Origin of the sequence: Cupriavidus sp. MP-37, from assembly GCF_020618415.1 — a bacterium.
Taxonomy (GTDB): Bacteria; Pseudomonadota; Gammaproteobacteria; order Burkholderiales; family Burkholderiaceae; genus Cupriavidus.
The window spans coordinates 503,565-518,163 of sequence record NZ_CP085345.1 but is presented as its reverse complement, the minus strand read 5'-3'; the positions used below and the strand labels follow the sequence as shown (position 1 = coordinate 518,163).

The 14,599-nt window shown below is 63.1% G+C and carries 11 protein-coding genes; 8 read left to right on the top strand and 3 right to left on the bottom strand.

Annotated features, from left to right (window positions below; translation table 11 throughout):
- Positions 1–53: 53 nt before the first annotated feature.
- The 3 genes from LIN44_RS18865 to LIN44_RS18855 all read right to left on the bottom strand — a co-directional run bounded on the left by LIN44_RS18865 (position 54) and on the right by LIN44_RS18855 (position 2,844).
- Complete coding sequence (locus LIN44_RS18865) at positions 54–1,571, bottom strand: hypothetical protein (RefSeq protein ID WP_227315781.1); 1,518 nt, start codon at positions 1,569–1,571, stop codon at positions 54–56.
- Positions 1,572–1,629: 58 nt separating this feature from the next.
- Positions 1,630–1,899 (bottom strand): PAAR domain-containing protein, encoded by a 270-nt coding sequence (locus LIN44_RS18860; protein ID WP_116325407.1) that lies wholly within the window; start codon positions 1,897–1,899, stop codon positions 1,630–1,632.
- 87 nt (positions 1,900–1,986) lie between these two features.
- Positions 1,987–2,844 carry a M15 family metallopeptidase gene (locus LIN44_RS18855; protein ID WP_227315780.1) on the bottom strand — a complete coding sequence of 286 codons (858 nt, stop codon included), beginning with the start codon at positions 2,842–2,844 and terminating at the stop codon, positions 1,987–1,989.
- A 278-nt stretch (positions 2,845–3,122) separates the two neighbouring features.
- On the opposite strand from LIN44_RS18855, the gene LIN44_RS18850 reads away from it, so the two are divergent.
- The 8 genes from LIN44_RS18850 (at position 3,123) to LIN44_RS18820 (ending at position 14,492) form a co-directional block, all read left to right on the top strand.
- On the top strand, positions 3,123–3,956 hold the full coding sequence (locus tag LIN44_RS18850) for a hypothetical protein (RefSeq protein WP_227315779.1): 834 nt from the start codon (positions 3,123–3,125) through the stop codon (positions 3,954–3,956).
- Positions 3,957–4,119: 163 nt separating this feature from the next.
- Positions 4,120–7,416, top strand: coding sequence for a type VI secretion system Vgr family protein (locus LIN44_RS18845; RefSeq protein ID WP_227315778.1), 3,297 nt, complete (start codon positions 4,120–4,122; stop codon positions 7,414–7,416).
- A 31-nt stretch (positions 7,417–7,447) separates the two neighbouring features.
- Positions 7,448–10,417: a phospholipase D-like domain-containing protein gene (locus tag LIN44_RS18840; RefSeq protein ID WP_227315777.1), complete on the top strand. Its 2,970-nt coding sequence runs from the start codon at positions 7,448–7,450 to the stop codon at positions 10,415–10,417.
- Positions 10,418–11,842, top strand: a complete 1,425-nt coding sequence (locus LIN44_RS18835) for a T6SS immunity protein Tli4 family protein (RefSeq protein WP_370641724.1) — start codon at positions 10,418–10,420, stop codon at positions 11,840–11,842.
- 186 nt (positions 11,843–12,028) lie between these two features.
- On the top strand, positions 12,029–12,169 hold the full coding sequence (locus tag LIN44_RS27650) for a hypothetical protein (RefSeq protein WP_370641747.1): 141 nt from the start codon (positions 12,029–12,031) through the stop codon (positions 12,167–12,169).
- Between the two features lie 110 nt (positions 12,170–12,279).
- Complete coding sequence (locus LIN44_RS18830) at positions 12,280–12,723, top strand: DUF3304 domain-containing protein (RefSeq protein WP_227315776.1); 444 nt, start codon at positions 12,280–12,282, stop codon at positions 12,721–12,723.
- Between the two features lie 201 nt (positions 12,724–12,924).
- Entirely contained in the window at positions 12,925–14,040 is a 1,116-nt protein-coding gene (locus LIN44_RS18825; protein ID WP_227315775.1) for an NADH:flavin oxidoreductase/NADH oxidase, read from the top strand.
- 29 nt (positions 14,041–14,069) lie between these two features.
- Positions 14,070–14,492 (top strand): VOC family protein, encoded by a 423-nt coding sequence (locus LIN44_RS18820; RefSeq protein ID WP_227316364.1) that lies wholly within the window; start codon positions 14,070–14,072, stop codon positions 14,490–14,492.
- The last annotated feature ends 107 nt before the right edge of the window (positions 14,493–14,599 follow it).

Below are 14,599 nucleotides of genomic sequence, written 5' to 3'. Positions count from 1 at the left end.
CTTTGGCTCGGGAGCAATACGGGATTCGGGGGCGCGGTTCGGGGCAGGGCGGTTCAGGCAGAATCTGGCGCCACGGGTCCCGCCGGCAGGACCGCGACAGCGCCGCGCTGCTGCGCGTCGCCGGCGCTCAGTGCCAGCACGGGCCGGCCGCCATCCAGCGCCAGCTGGTGGGCCACCACCACCGGCAGCAGCGCGCCGGCGGCGCCGGCGTAGCCGCACGGCAGGCCCAGCGCCAGCAGGTCGGCAACCGGGTCCAGCGTGGGGAAACGGGTACTGAGAACTTGCGCGATCTCGACGGTGCGCACGGGATGGACGCCGGTGTCCGTGACGATCGCTGCCACCGGCACAGGAGTCTCGCCAGGCTGCGCCGCGGTTTCGGTTCCGTCCTGCGGCGCGGCTTCGGCCTTGCCGGCAATGGTCTCGATGGCCTGGGTGACGGCCTGCGCAAGCGCCTCGAGTTGTGGCTGGCCGCGGTCTGCCGTCGGCGCGTCCAGGCGGGACATCGCCGTGCGCGCAATCAGGATCGGCGCGCTTTGGGCATCTGCGTCTGCATCCGCCTCAGAGTCTGTCTCGGTGGCGCGCGCGGCAGGATGGTGCGCGCCCAGCAGCACGCCGGCGGCGGCCTCTCCGGGGGTACGGCCATGCGGACAGCGCGCACTGAAGAGCTGGTCTTCCAGTTCCAGCGCCTCGACGGCATTGGCACCAATCAGCGAATCGGCGGCCACCAGCATGCGCAGCGCCGGCCGGCCGTCGACGGGGCGGTTCACGGCCTGGGTGGCGCGGTCCAGCAACAGCAGGGCGTCGCCGTCGCCACGTGCGGCCGTGGCTTCGAGCGTGAGTCGCGCAGCCGGCCAGTACTGGGACAAGCGCTCGCGCAGCCAGTCACCCGCGGCGGCCTGACGCGTTTCCGGCCACCCGCGCGGCAGCAGCATGGTGGCCACCAGCGGCGCGGTGCTGTCCGGCACGGCCATGTCGTAGCCGGCAGGCGCGTAGACCGCTGCCTGCATGCCCAGCTCATCCGTCACCTCGGCGGCCAGCGCCAGCGCGCGCAAGGCCTCGTCGTCCCAGGCCAGATCGGGCGTGCGGGCCGCGAATTCCGTGCGCAGGCTGTCGATATCGAGCGACTCGACCTGGGCAGCAAAGACAGGCCCGGGCAAACCATCCAGCGCCACCAGCCCAGGCCGGTTGCCGGCCTTGGCTGCCTCCACCAAGGCCTCGGGCGCATTGCCCGCGGGCGTGCGCACCGCGCTGGCAAGCAGCGCCGCGCGCCAGCTGCGGGTGGGGTCTTCGGCGGAAGGCCGGGCGCCGTCCGTGGCATTGTCGGCGGCCCCGGGCGCCGCGGAGGGGGACGCCTGGCTGGCGGCCGCAACATTGCTGCGGATGCCGTCCAGGGCGCGCTTGATGACCAGGTAAGCGGCCACCATGCCGGCCGGCATCAGCACCAGGTGCGTGACGATGTCAGTGGTGGTCGGCATCCGGTTGATCGACTGCCACCAGGCAATGGTCGCGACCCACACCACGGCGAACACCGCGAACAGGATCAGCGTGGACTTGATCAGTCTTGGAAACATGGTTTCGTGTCGAATGGCGGCGGGAGGCCGTTTGAAACGGCCGTTCGCTGCCGGGACTTCATTCGCTGCCGGTCACGCCCTGGCTGGACAGCAAGGTCGCGCCGCAAGCGGTCTTGTCGCCATGCCGCGCGGCGGCACGGCCGTCGATGATCACGTTGGGGTCGCCGGTGACAATGACGGTAGTGCCGCCGTGGCCGGAGCGCGGACAGGTCACACGATCTCCCACGCACGCAATGCCCTTGCCGTTGGTGCTGGTGTTGCCCGACGCGGTGATCACCACGCCGCCGTGGTCGGTCTTGTCGCCCAGCAGAATGAAAGGACGTGCCACTACGCTCTCCCCAGATTGCGCCGGCCAACCGCTGCCGGTCCTGAATTCATGTTCCTGCCAGCCCCGCCATGCGGAGCGATCGTGCCGTTATGGCTGTGCCGGCCGCTTGCCCAGCACTCCCGGGCGTCGCAGCTCGACGTGCCCGAGATCCATCATCTTCCAGCGGCCGCCCCAAACCAGACCGGCGGATTCGGCGGCACGGCCATACAACTCGTAGCCGCGCATGGCCCACGGGTCTTTTTCGGTGATCACCAGCTTGCCGTCGCGGTAGAAGGCGCTGTCCGCGGCCAGCCCGAACTGGTGGTAGCTGTGGTAGGCGCCGGCCTGCGTCACATGGCTGCCCATCGCGGCCAGCTTGGCCTGCCGTTCCGGGCTTCGGTAGCCCTCCAGCAGCGCCATTTCATAGCCGTGTTCGTCGCGCATGATCTTGTAGACCAGCAACAACCGCTGTCGGAAATCGGCATCCAGCTGCTCCCAATCGCGGCTGGCTTCGCGGATGGCCGGGCGGATCAGTTCCACCTCGCGCGTGGTAAAGACCTCCGGCGGCAGCGGCGGCGGTGGCACCAGCCGCTCGCCATTGAGCAGCGCGGCGATCTGCGGATCCGGCTCGCGCACGCCATCATCGTCCTCGAACTGGAAGACTTGCCGGTGACGCAACGCCAGCGCCACCACCGGCGGCAGCGTTACCACGCCTGCGGCGGCCAGCACCAGGGCGCGGCGCTTTGCCAGGAAGTCCCTCGCTGAAGCCAGCGTAGTGGTGGCGTTGCCAACCGACTGGCGGATCGAGCTGGCCGATTGCGCGCCTGCAGACGCCGCACTGGTGCTCACGCGGCGCCAGTGCGTGCGCGCCACCGCAAAGCAGCGCTGCCGTACTGCGGGAAGAAGCAGCACGGCAGCAGCGGCAACCATCAACACGAAATAGAGGACCAGTGCGACAAAGACCATGCTTTCCTGCTTGACCGGGCTGGCAGCGACCCTTGCGGCGAAGGCGGGCGCAAGGGCAACTCAGCATATTCAGTATTTTTTACATCTGTGTTCGATGAAATCTCAATCCCGCTAGACGTCCCCCGTATCGGGTTTGTCTTTCGACGAGGCCAGCCGTAGAATCCGGAAGTCTAAGGCCAAATTGAACGAATTTGCCATATATGACACAACGGGCCGGTAATTGTAAATCCGACCGGTAGCGTCCGCCGCGCATTTTATTTCAAATCTCTTGATGACAGATGAGCAATAGCGACGATGTGAAGCCGTCAGGGCCACCCACCCTCTTCGGCAACGAGCCTGACGCGGGCGCAGCCGGGCAGACCCGCATCCTGGCCAGCCTGGAGGGGCGCGTGCCGATGGCGGCCAAGGCGCCGGCCAGCAAGCCCGGTCGCCGTTACGTGGCTGGTGGGCTGGTCGCTGTTGCCGCCGCCGCGGTGGCTGGCTGGCTATGGCTAGACCGGGGAGCCGACGTGTCGGTCCCGATGCAGGCGGACAAGCCGGCGGCTCCGGCCCAGAGCGGGGGTGGTGCCACCGCTGCGGGTTCGCAGGCACTGGCCGGCAATGCGCCGGGGTCGTCTCCGGCGGCTTCCGTTGCGCCGCCGGAACCGGTGCACGCGGCGGAAGCCCCCCAGCCCCAGGCCGCCACCATTGTCGATGCCGGCAGCAGTGACCCCGCACTGGATAGCCTGGGCAAAGTGGACGGCGCGACTGCCGCCGCAGGTGCCGTTGCGGGAGCCACGACGCTCGCTGCACTGACCGCTCTGGGCAGCCAGCCTGCAACCGCCAGGCCACAGTCTGCCGAAAACAGCAAATCCAGCAAAAAGACATCGGGCGCGAAGACTACGTCGTCAGCGGCAAAGTCCACGACGAATGGTGCGAGCAGCAAAGACAGGGCCGCTGTCGCAAAGAGCAGCACTGCCGCAAAGCCGACCCGGACAGCCCGTCGCAAGGCGTCCTCCGCCGCGGCCGACCCCGATGCCGAAGTCCTGGCGGCATTGTTGTCGCAGCCGGAAGGCAAGCCGATCAGCACGGCGGCGGCCAGCACGCGGCCTTCCGCAAAGGCGCGCAACTGACCCTCGGCAGCGCGTCGAGCAACGTACAGCAGGAAGGCGGCGTGGCGGACCGGCATGCGCCACACCGTGCTGCAATCCGCATCACCACGGCGGGCACCGGCGACGGCGTCCGCGCGGGCATGCCGGCCCCTGAAGCAGTTGCGGCTGCACGAACGGAAAGCGAATGGATGTAACTACTCTTTACCAGCATCTTTTCAGCGCGGCGCACCGGCTCTATGCCCTGGAAGGCGAAGGCGCGCTCGGCGAACTCGCGGTTGAAGCCTGGATCGGCCGCGAAGGCGTTTCGGCGCTGGCAGAGTCGCGCATCGTTGCGGTCAGTGCCAACGCCGATATCGCACTGGAGAGCCTGCTGGGCCAACGCGTCACGCTGCTGACCACGCTCGCGGGTGGGGGCCAGTCGCGCCGCACCGGCCTGATCCGCCAGGCCGAGAAGCTCGGCGCCGACGGCAGTCTGGCACGCTATCGCCTGACGGTGGTGCCCTGGCTGTGGCTGACCACGCAGCAGCGCAACAGCCAGGTGTTCCAGAACCGCAAGCTCGACAGCATCATCGAGACCATCCTGCAACCCTATGCGCCGCACGCGCAATGGCGCTACGCGGCGGGCGCGGAAGCGCGCATCGCGGCCTTCGGCGAGCGCGCCCATGTCGCGCAGTTCCGCGAGACCGACTATCACTTCCTCACGCGCCTGCTGGCCGAGGCCGGCCTGGGCTATACCGTCGTGGAAGACAAGGAAGCGCCGAGCGGGCATGCGGTGGTGATCTTTGCCGACAGCGCGCAATTGCCGGAAGACGAAGAATCTGCGGCAGGCGGCGGCATCCGCTTTCATCGGGCGCATAGCCAGGAATCGGCCGATGCCATCCAGCAACTGGTGTGCGAGAGCCGGGCGACGGTCGGCGGTGTCGCGGTTACGGCATGGGATCCGGAGGCGAAGCGTGCCATCCGCGGCCACGCGCCGGCACGATCTGGCGGCAACATGGGGCGCGTCGCAAGTCCGGACCCGTACCTCTCTGTCAGCTTGTCGCTGGCGCCGGACGCGGCCAGCGCGCAACGGATTGCCGAACAGGTGATCGAAGCCGTTGAAGCCCGTGCATTGCTGTTCACCGGCCGTGCGTCGGTACGCACGCTGCGTAGCGGTACGCGCCTGACTGTCACCGGCTGTCCGCACCTGCCGCCGCAGGAAGATGACGCGGCAGGCTATCCACTGCTGCTCGCTGCGGTGGAGCACTGCGGCATCAACAACCTGGCCGCCGACACGCGTGCCGCGCTGGCCGATCGCATGGGCCCGCTCGAGGCGGCTTTGTGTTTCGACGCACCGCCGCCGGCACCTGACGCCGCGGAAGCAACCGCCGGCCTGCTGGGCGTGCAGCGCGATCACGCGCCAGTGCGCCTGGCTCCCACGCAAGCATTGCAGAGTGCGGCACGCGAACAGGGTTACGCCGCCATCTTCCGCGCTATCGACGCTCGCCGTCCCTGGCGCGCCTGCGTCCTCGACGTCGATTGTCCACGTCTTTACAGCCGGTCCAGCCCGCTGGGAGTACATAGCGCGATCGTCGTCGGTCCCGACGGCCAGGCCCAGCCCGAGGGCAACGCCGAACACCACGCCAGCCCCGCCGGCGAAATCCGCGTGCGCTTCCACTGGCAGCGCGGCGAGCGCGCCGACGACCGCAGCAGCCGCTGGATACGCGTGGCACAGCGCCAGGCCGGCGCAGGGATGGGCTGGCAGTGGCTGCCGCGCATCGGCCAGGAAGTGCTGATCAAGTTCGCCGACGACGACATCGACCAGCCTTTCGTCATCGGGGCGTTGTACAACGGCCAGGGCGAAGCGGGCCACGCGCCCACGCCGGGCGGCAAGAGCGCCGCGGCGGGCAGCGACAGCCAGTCGCTGTACGCGCAGGGCACGGACAGCGCGCCCAGTGCGCAAGGCAATCTCGCCGGTGGCAACAGCCCCGCCTGGCACGGCCTGGGCGCCCAGCCCGACGGCCACCGCAATGCCGCGGCGCTGACGGGCTTCAAGAGCCAGGAACACGGCGGCAAGGGCTACAACCAGCTGGTGCTCGACGACAGCGACAGCCAGCTGCGCACGCAACTGGCGACCACGTTGCAATCGACCCAGCTCAACCTGGGCCACCTCATCCACCAGCAAGACAACCGCCGCGGCAGCTTCCGCGGCCAGGGCTTCGAGCTGCGCACCGACGGCCACGCCGCCGTGCGCGGCCAGGCCGGGTTGCTGCTGACGACCTACCGCGACGCCGCCACGGGCAAGGCCCTGCCAACCGGAGACAACGCCGCGGGCATCGCGCTGCTGCGCCAGGCGGGCGACCTTGTCAAGACCCTGAGCCAGGGCGCGACCACCCACCAGACCCAGGCGCTGTCTACCGGCAACGATGACGAAGCACCATTGCCCAAGCAGACCCGGGCCGCGTCGGGGATGGTCGACGGGCAAGCGCTCGAAGCGGCAAAGGATGACGCGTCCAGTGGCAACACCACCACCAGCGGCAAAGTCCCGCACCAGGCCGCCGCAATGGTCCACCTGAACGGCCGTGCCGGGCTGACCATGGTTGCCGGCCAAGACTTGCAAATGGCCAACGGGGAGAGCGTGGCACTGGCCAGCGGCCTGGACAGCAACATCGCGGTTGCCGGCCAGGCACGCGTCCATGCGGGTCAGGCAATCGGCATGGCCGCGGGGTTGTCGGGGGCGGGGGATAACAACATTGGCTTGCAGCTGACGGCGGGCCAGGATGATATCGATATCCAGGCGCAGCATGATCTGCTGAAGCTGGCGGCGCGGGATGATCTGACCGTGGTCTCGGCCAATATGAACGTGGATTTTGCCGCGGCGAAGCGAATCCGTATTGCCACCGCCGGCGGAGCTTCGATCTTGATCGAGGGCGGGAATATTACGGTGGAGTGTCCTGGGGCGATTACTTATAAGGCGGCGCAGAGGAAGTTTGAGGGGGCGGTGAATACTGCCTACCCGCTCCCGGAGTTTCCCCAAGCCCCGATGCCGTACAAGCCCATGGAGTTCCGCATGCGCCTAGCAAATACGCCGGGTGAGGGCGGGCACGCCCTGGCACATGCGCCCTGGAAGATCGCCGTGGGCGAAGCGCCGCTGGGGCTTAGTATGGTCGGTGACGACGAGTTGGTGGTACAGGGAATCACCGACGCGGATGGTAACGTGGTGCTCAACCAGGCCCAGCAGGAAGCCCTGGCGCGCGCCTATTGCGCCAGTCCAGCCAATACCTGGCTGGTGTATCCGGGGCAGACTGTTCGCGTGCACGTTGCCGAGCAGGATCCGGCCTGGACGGACGCAGAGGCGGCCCGCCACGCGCTCAATGCCGGTGACTTCAGTGGTGGACTACCGCAATCGATGTCGGATGACAATACGCAGCAACGGCTGCGCTATGCGCGCGATGCGCTCGCCGCAGGATCGTCCAACCAGATCTACAAGAAAACTCAGTAAATAAGAAGCTATGGGTGCGCCAGACAAGCAGGTGTATCAGATCCTTGGTGAAGACCAGAAGGCCGTAAAGACGGCGACTTCTGCGCCCGGCTGCTTCGTGCACGGCAAGGACGTCTTCTCCGAACCCGTGAAGGGCAACGCGGTGCAGTTCTTTGTCACGGGCACAGAGTACTTTGACAACGTTGCCAGGGCGATAGAAGGTGCGCAGTCCAGCGTATTTATCACTGGCTGGCAAGTGAATTTCGACGTCGTGCTGACTGGAAAGAAGACGCTCTGGACTTGTCTGCGTACCGCCGTAAGGAACGGTGCCAGCGTCTATGTCATGCCCTGGATGTCTCCCAAGGTTGGGGTCGATACGGGAGACCTGGAGACCGCGCTGACGGTGATTCAGCTCAACGCCGGTTTGGCCGCACCGCGCGCCTTCGTCCTTCCGGCAGTATCGCAATGCGATCAGCCAGGTGCCTTGGGCATTGCCTTCTCGCATCACCAGAAGCTGGTGGTCATCGATAACAAGTTTGCGTACGTGGGTGGCATCGATCTCGCTTATGGCCGTCGGGATGATGGCAAGTATTCGCTCAAGGCGGAGGGGCGGCAGGGCAGCGAGTTCTATAACAGCTGCGTGCCGCCGATCCATAGTCTCAGCAGCGTCGAACAAACGGCATACCTGACACGCGCCGAACTGGTGGCGGCTTGCTTCGATAACAAGGCGGGTCGTGCTGCGCAGTTCTTTCTATCCGCACCGATGAAGCCGCTGGCTGGGGCAATGGACGCGTATTCCGCGGCTAGTGACAAGATCAAGGACGTCAACAAGCAAATCTCTGACTGGTGGGTCACGAGCGACGTCGTACCGGAATTCGTTCGCAAGGCCCAGGACCAGGTCATCGATGCGGCCCAGGAAACCGCAGCCGATGTAAGCAAATGGGCCAATCAGCAACTGGGTGCGATGCTGCAGACCAAGATCGAAAAATTGCGCGAGTACGGCGGCGCACAGCTGAAGGACGCAACCACCGCGCTGATGGCATGGCTGAATGGCGCCACGCTTGACAGCTTGCCGCCTACCCTGCTGCAGAGTACAGCCGATACGATCCAGGCCTTTGTCATGCGCCTGGTGCTGGCCCTTCAGGCGGAAGGCAGTCAGCGCAAGCAGTGCTATGCGAACCTGGAGAAGCTCGGCAAACTTTTGCCCGCCGGCGGAAAGTGCCCTGACAGCAGCGTACAGCCGCGCATGCCCTGGCATGACGTGCATTGCCGAATCGAAGGGCCGTCGGTTTATGACCTGAGTCGCAATTTCGTACGGCGCTGGAATGGCGTGGCTCTGCAGTACGAGCGCAGCGATGGCAGGACAGTCGACCCGCTGCTGCGGCAACTCGGTATCGCGGCTCGTCTCAAGGTACCCCGCATCGGGGCTGCACACCGGCCTGCCCGATCCAAGGCTCAGCCAGGGTCATGCTGGGTCCAGGTGCTCCGAAGCGCTCCGAAGAAGATGCGGGTGGCCGAAGCGGCCGGAGAGGCGGAAAAGACTGCGCCGAGCGTTGCGGAAAGTAGTTGCCTGAGCGCAATGCTGAAGAACATCGAAGGCGCGTCTCATTTTATCTATATCGAGGGTCAGTTTTTTCAGTCCGATTATGGCAGCACGATGATCGGGGAAGCGGAAGCGGAGGCGGACGGCGGTGCCCCTGTTTCAGGACCGATGCATGCGTTGATGGACGTCAAGGGCTCACCGGGATATCGGAAATATGCAGCGCAACTTGGCATACTTGGCGTGCCGCCAGGACAGATTCACAAGTCCCTCAAATGGAGCCAGCTCGATGATGTCCAGCGGGACATCAAGGGAGGTGGTGCAGATTTCGTCAATGACCTGAAGCGGGTCATGGCCACGCAAGCCCAAATTGCCGGATTTGCTGCACTGGGACCGTCTCAAAAGTCCCTGAAGAATCCGATTTGCCAGGCGTTGGGTGATCGTATTACACGCGCCATCTATGATGGCAAACCGTTCCATGTGTACATGGTACTGCCTGTGCATCCGGAAGGGACCCTTGACACTGTCAACATCATGACGCAGCAGCATCTGACGATGCAGTCGCTGGTGTTTGGCAGCCAGAGTCTGGTGAATCGGATCCGGCGTGCGCTGTTGGCGATGAAGTATGTGCGTGAGCGGAAGATGGAGGTGAAGAGGGCCCAAGAAGCTGCAAAAAACGCAAAGCTCAAGGAACTCGACGAGCAGATACCTCAAGAAGATTGGGAGCGTTACTTGACTCTGCTCAATTTGCGAAATTGGGATAGGCTAAATGGCCGACCTGTGACAGAGCAGATCTATGTTCACAGTAAGCTTTTAATCGTTGATGATCGTGTTGTTGTCTTGGGGAGCGCCAATATCAATGATCGTAGCCAGCTTGGTGACCGCGACTCGGAATTAGCAATCATCGTTCACGATGACACGCCTTCTTCTGTGCGACTAGATGGCCAACACTTGCAGTCGGTCAGCACCTTTGCCTGCCGTTTGCGTAAGGCATTGTGGCAGAAGCATTTCGGCTTAATGGACGGGGCAGCCAGGGGTAACAATTTGGCTTTATGCTTGGAACAGCCGGCTGCAAAAGAAACATGGGAGATGATTCAGGCGGTAGCTCGGCGTAACGCCAGCGCTTATGAAAGAGCATTTCCATTCCTTCCCAGACTAAATGAGCCCACTTCGATATGGCCAACCTGGAATAGGGCGAAGGGTGAACTCCGTGGCTATATGCCATTCAATGATCGGTTCTGGCGTGGCCCTGAACCCCGCGACGAGGGTTTCACATGGGATGCCAAACTATTGTTGCCTGAGCGTGCTCCCACTGGTATTCGCGGATTCATCGTGGCCTTGCCTGTAATGTGGATGCAGGGCGAGAACAGCAATTCGGGTATGAATTTGACTACGCTTGCTAATGTCGGCCCAGAAGAACGAGGTGAGTCTATGCAAACGGCGACTTTGAACACGTCGTCACAAGATCGATTAAATGCCTGAATGTTGAAGTTGGAGCAGAACTTGATGCGAATAATAATGCCCAGGCTTAAATTCGGTTTTGGCGGCATTTTTATGGCTATGATGAGTTTGGTCGCTTGTGGTCAAAGCGGGCAAGCTCAAGAACCGAAGACGGTAATTGGTACCGATCGATTTGGAAATCGTGTGGAGGTGCCGAATCCGACTCGCGAGGATCGGTTGCAGGCCACCGCGCCGGGCCATACTAGCCCTGATGGTACTCATACAGAGTGCTTTGGGCGGCTAATCATCGATGTACCGAAAAAAGTGTCATTGGAATGGGCTGTTCCAGTTGAGACCAGTGATATGGGTGCCTTTGATGGGCTTTCTCAGCATTTTAATGATGGTACCGGCAAGGGATACATCGAGATAGAGACTAAAGAATTAATTACCACGTTTGCCGTATATGGACCGGTTTCGCCAGAATTACGCGACGAAGTATTTTCATACAGGAATCGCCGGAATATTGCTTTGCTAGATAATCTACAGCGATTGCTGAAGGAAAAGAAGGAGCGGCGAGAGCGCTTTCGTGCGAATCATGTTGATCCTGATACGATAGCAAGTGTCGACGAGGATATTGCCACGTCTGAGAAGCGCATTGCCGATCTCAAGGCAGACCGTTACCGAAAAGCAATTGATCTTGGCCGTCCCCATAGCATGGCGTTTCGACATGACCAGCGTCGTGGCGGCGTTTCATACCTACGGGGCGCTATCATTTTAGGCAATCATTTGATCGCTTTTGAGTCGATGCTCAGAGCAGACATCCCGCAGTTCGAAGAGCCGACGGAAGCTCAATGGCAAGTGGCAGAGAATGCCCTGCGCCAGCTAATTGGCCAACTCCACCCCCGCGATCTCTACGAGATTCCCAAGGACCGAGGCTTCTGCCTGCCCTATGCCTTCCTGCGCGACGACGGCACCTATGGCAACAAGATCTCCACCTCCTTTCGCTTTGCCGACAGCCCGGCAGTGATCTACACACTCAGTGTTGCCTCGATTCCCGGCGGTGGGGCATCGGAGACCACGATCCTGAATGCAACAGGCCGCTCGGCGACCGGCATCCTGAGCCAACTACCTGAGAACACCACGGTGAAGCAACGTTTGGGTCCCCGTCCTGCCAAGATCGGTGCATTGAGCTCGGAGCAGGGCGGCATCGTCGTAGAAACCAAGCGTCCAGGCCAGCAACCGCGAGAGGGCTATCACGTCTACACGGGATACGCGGGATGGGCAGGATCACAAATCTTGCCGACCATCGAGGTAACGATGGAGTCTGCAGCGCGAGCTGCCTACCCCAAGCTGACGAAGGACGCGCCACCCTATGAGCAGGCCCGGCCGCGGCTGGACGCATTGCTCAAGAGCATCCGCCTGCGGCCGACGACGCCGCCGATGCCGGAGTTGGTGGGTATCCAGTAGTGTGGGTACCAAATTGCGAATTCAGCAAATGGCAATGGGTCAAGCATCGAGGCCCAAGCACGCATGGCAGTTTGGCATACTACCTCCTGGTGGCCACGACAATGGCTGCGTGCATGTAGTGCGAGCACTGCATGAAGGCAAGACGGGAAAGATGATCGATCGAATGAGTTTTGGAAAAGTAAAGTCATAAAAATTCCATATTATGGGTCGACGGGTCATTGCGCGGTGCATTTTTTTCCTCACGAAGAGGTTAGGGTTATAGATGACGTATATATTGGTCATGTGCGATACCCATTTCCATCTCCGTTTTTAAGGGGAAGCCAATGAGGCTATTTTCTGTTAGCTATTTTCGAAAATAGATTTCGCTTTTTTGGCTAGGATCCATGCCGCCAAGGTTTTCAAATATTTTGTTCGCGCGAAAATGGCGTACCCTAGGCTTGGGCCTGACGATCTCAATACTTGCCGCCTGCGGCTCGCAAGACATCGGTGTCAATGTCGTTGGATACAACCATACCGCGCGGGATATTGGTCACTTCACTGTGAATGGTCGTGGAGGTAGCTTTGTTGCTGCCCATGAAGGCGGCGGAAAATTCGCCTGCTGCGTTTCTGTCCCGGACCCATGGAAGCCCGGACTAACCGCGACAGTAGGTTGGACAGATGAGTACGACCAAAATTATCAGGAACGCATAGTACCCGTGCCGCGCTACGACAAAATGGGGGACGTTGCTGTCCATTTTTTGAGAAACGGGGAAGTCAGAGTGTTCGTCACCATGTACGCGTTATGGCACCCGGACTATCCCTTGAAAGGACCGGATGCCCAACTCGCGCCTCGCCGCGAGGTCACCGGGCCTTTCGGACGAACAAAGGGCATTACGAACTGAAGAGAGCATCACAATGCGCGAAGTGGGCGCTTCACGCCACGAGCTTGCGCTGATTCTTTCCACCGCGGTTACAAGGCCACATCCACCCGCGACCCTGACCGCTGGCGATCGTAAGCCACTGCCTGCAGCCACCCCCGCATCGGCCTAAAATCAGGCTTCTTGCCTGCCAGGCCAGCAAGATTCCCGCAAGGAGCACTACACATGAGCCAACTGTTCGAGCCGCTCGCGATCGGCGGCCTCACCCTCGCCAACCGCATCACCATCGCGCCGATGTGCCAGTATTCCGCGCAGGACGGCAATGCCGGGGACTGGCACATGATCCATCTGGGTTCGCTGGCGCTGTCGGGCGCGGGCATGCTGATCGTGGAGGCTACGGCGGTTTCTGCGGAAGGGCGGATCACGCCGCATGACCTGGGCTTGTATTCCGACGATAATGAGGCGGCGCTGGGCCGCGTGATCAACGCGATGCGCGCGCATTCGCCGATTGCGATCTCGATCCAGCTGGGGCACGCCGGCCGCAAGGCGTCGAGCCAGGCGCCGTGGGATGGCGGCCAGCAGATTGCCCCCGATGCAGCCGGTGGCTGGCATACGGTGGCACCTTCTGCGGTGCCGCACGGCGCTACGGAAGTCGCGCCCGTTGCGCTGGATCGCGCAGGCATGGACAAGGTGCGCGATGACTTTGTCGCTGCGGCCAGGCGCGCGGCACGGCTCGGGCTCGATGGCATCGAGATCCACGCGGCGCACGGCTACCTGCTGCATCAGTTCCTGTCGCCGCTGGCCAACCATCGCGACGACGAATACGGCGGCAGCCTGGAGAACCGCATGCGCTTCCCGATCGAGGTGTTCGATGCGGTGCGCGACGCGTTCCCGGCGCAGCGGCCGGTGTGGATGCGCATTTCGGCAACGGACTGGGTGCCGGGAGGATGGGATATCGAGGGAACGGTGGCGCTGTCGCAGGCGCTGAAGGCCCGCGGCTGCGCGGCGATCCATGTGACGACGGGCGGCGTGTCCCCGCAACAGGCCATCAAGCTTGGGCCAGGCTATCAGGTGCCCTACGCGCAGCGCGTGAAGGCAGAGGTAGGCCTGCCGACGATTGCAGTCGGTCTGATCACCGAACCAGAGCAGGCCGAAGCCATCATCGCCAACCAGGAAGCCGACGCGGTGTCGCTGGCCCGTGCGATGCTGTATGACCCGCGCTGGCCCTGGCATGCGGCGGCCCGGCTGGGTGCGAGCGTGCAGGCGCCAAAGCAATACTGGCGCTCGCAGCCGCGCGAACTGAAGGATCTGTTCGCCGGCGCGGCGTTTGGACAGCGCTAGGTTGCCAGCCCATCATGTAAGGAACTGCCATAAAACCGCGGATTACCCTGATTACGCTGGGCGTCGACGACTTGCAGCGCGCGGTGCGCTTCTATCGCGACGGACTTGGCTTGCCTACCGCCGGCATTGTCGGCGAACAGTTCGAGCACGGCGCCGTGGCGTTCTTTGACCTGCAGGCTGGCCTCAAGCTGGCGCTCTGGCCGCGCGCCAGCCTCGCGCATGATGCCGGACTGCAGGTTACGGCGCGCGCGCTGACCGATTTCTCGCTGGCCCACAACGTCGCCGACAAGGCTGAGGTGGATGCGGTGATGGCGCAGGCACTGGCCGCGGGGGCGAACGTGGTCAAGCCGGCACAGGACACCTTCTGGGGCGGATACGCCGGCTACTTCCACGATCCGGACGGACATCTGTGGGAAATCGCCTGGAACCCCGAGATGCTGCCGGCCGATTGATCTGACCTTTGCCGCGCTGGTGCAGCGCCGCAAAGGGATTTCCATAATTGCCACGCTCCGTCGAAGTGGTGACTATCCTTTGAACAGACCGCCATAGCATGCTGTCG

Excerpts from the sequence above, each read along its gene's own strand:
- LIN44_RS18835 (WP_370641724.1), top strand. The coding sequence starts at position 10,418 with ATGTTGAAGTTGGAGCAGAACTTGATGCGAATAATAATGCCCAGGCTT.
- LIN44_RS18850 (WP_227315779.1), top strand. The coding sequence starts at position 3,123 with ATGAGCAATAGCGACGATGTGAAGCCGTCAGGGCCACCCACCCTCTTC.
- LIN44_RS18845 (WP_227315778.1), top strand. The coding sequence starts at position 4,120 with ATGGATGTAACTACTCTTTACCAGCATCTTTTCAGCGCGGCGCACCGG.
- LIN44_RS18855 (WP_227315780.1), bottom strand. The coding sequence starts at position 2,844 with ATGGTCTTTGTCGCACTGGTCCTCTATTTCGTGTTGATGGTTGCCGCT.
- LIN44_RS18825 (WP_227315775.1), top strand. The coding sequence starts at position 12,925 with ATGAGCCAACTGTTCGAGCCGCTCGCGATCGGCGGCCTCACCCTCGCC.
- LIN44_RS18865 (WP_227315781.1), bottom strand. The coding sequence starts at position 1,571 with ATGTTTCCAAGACTGATCAAGTCCACGCTGATCCTGTTCGCGGTGTTC.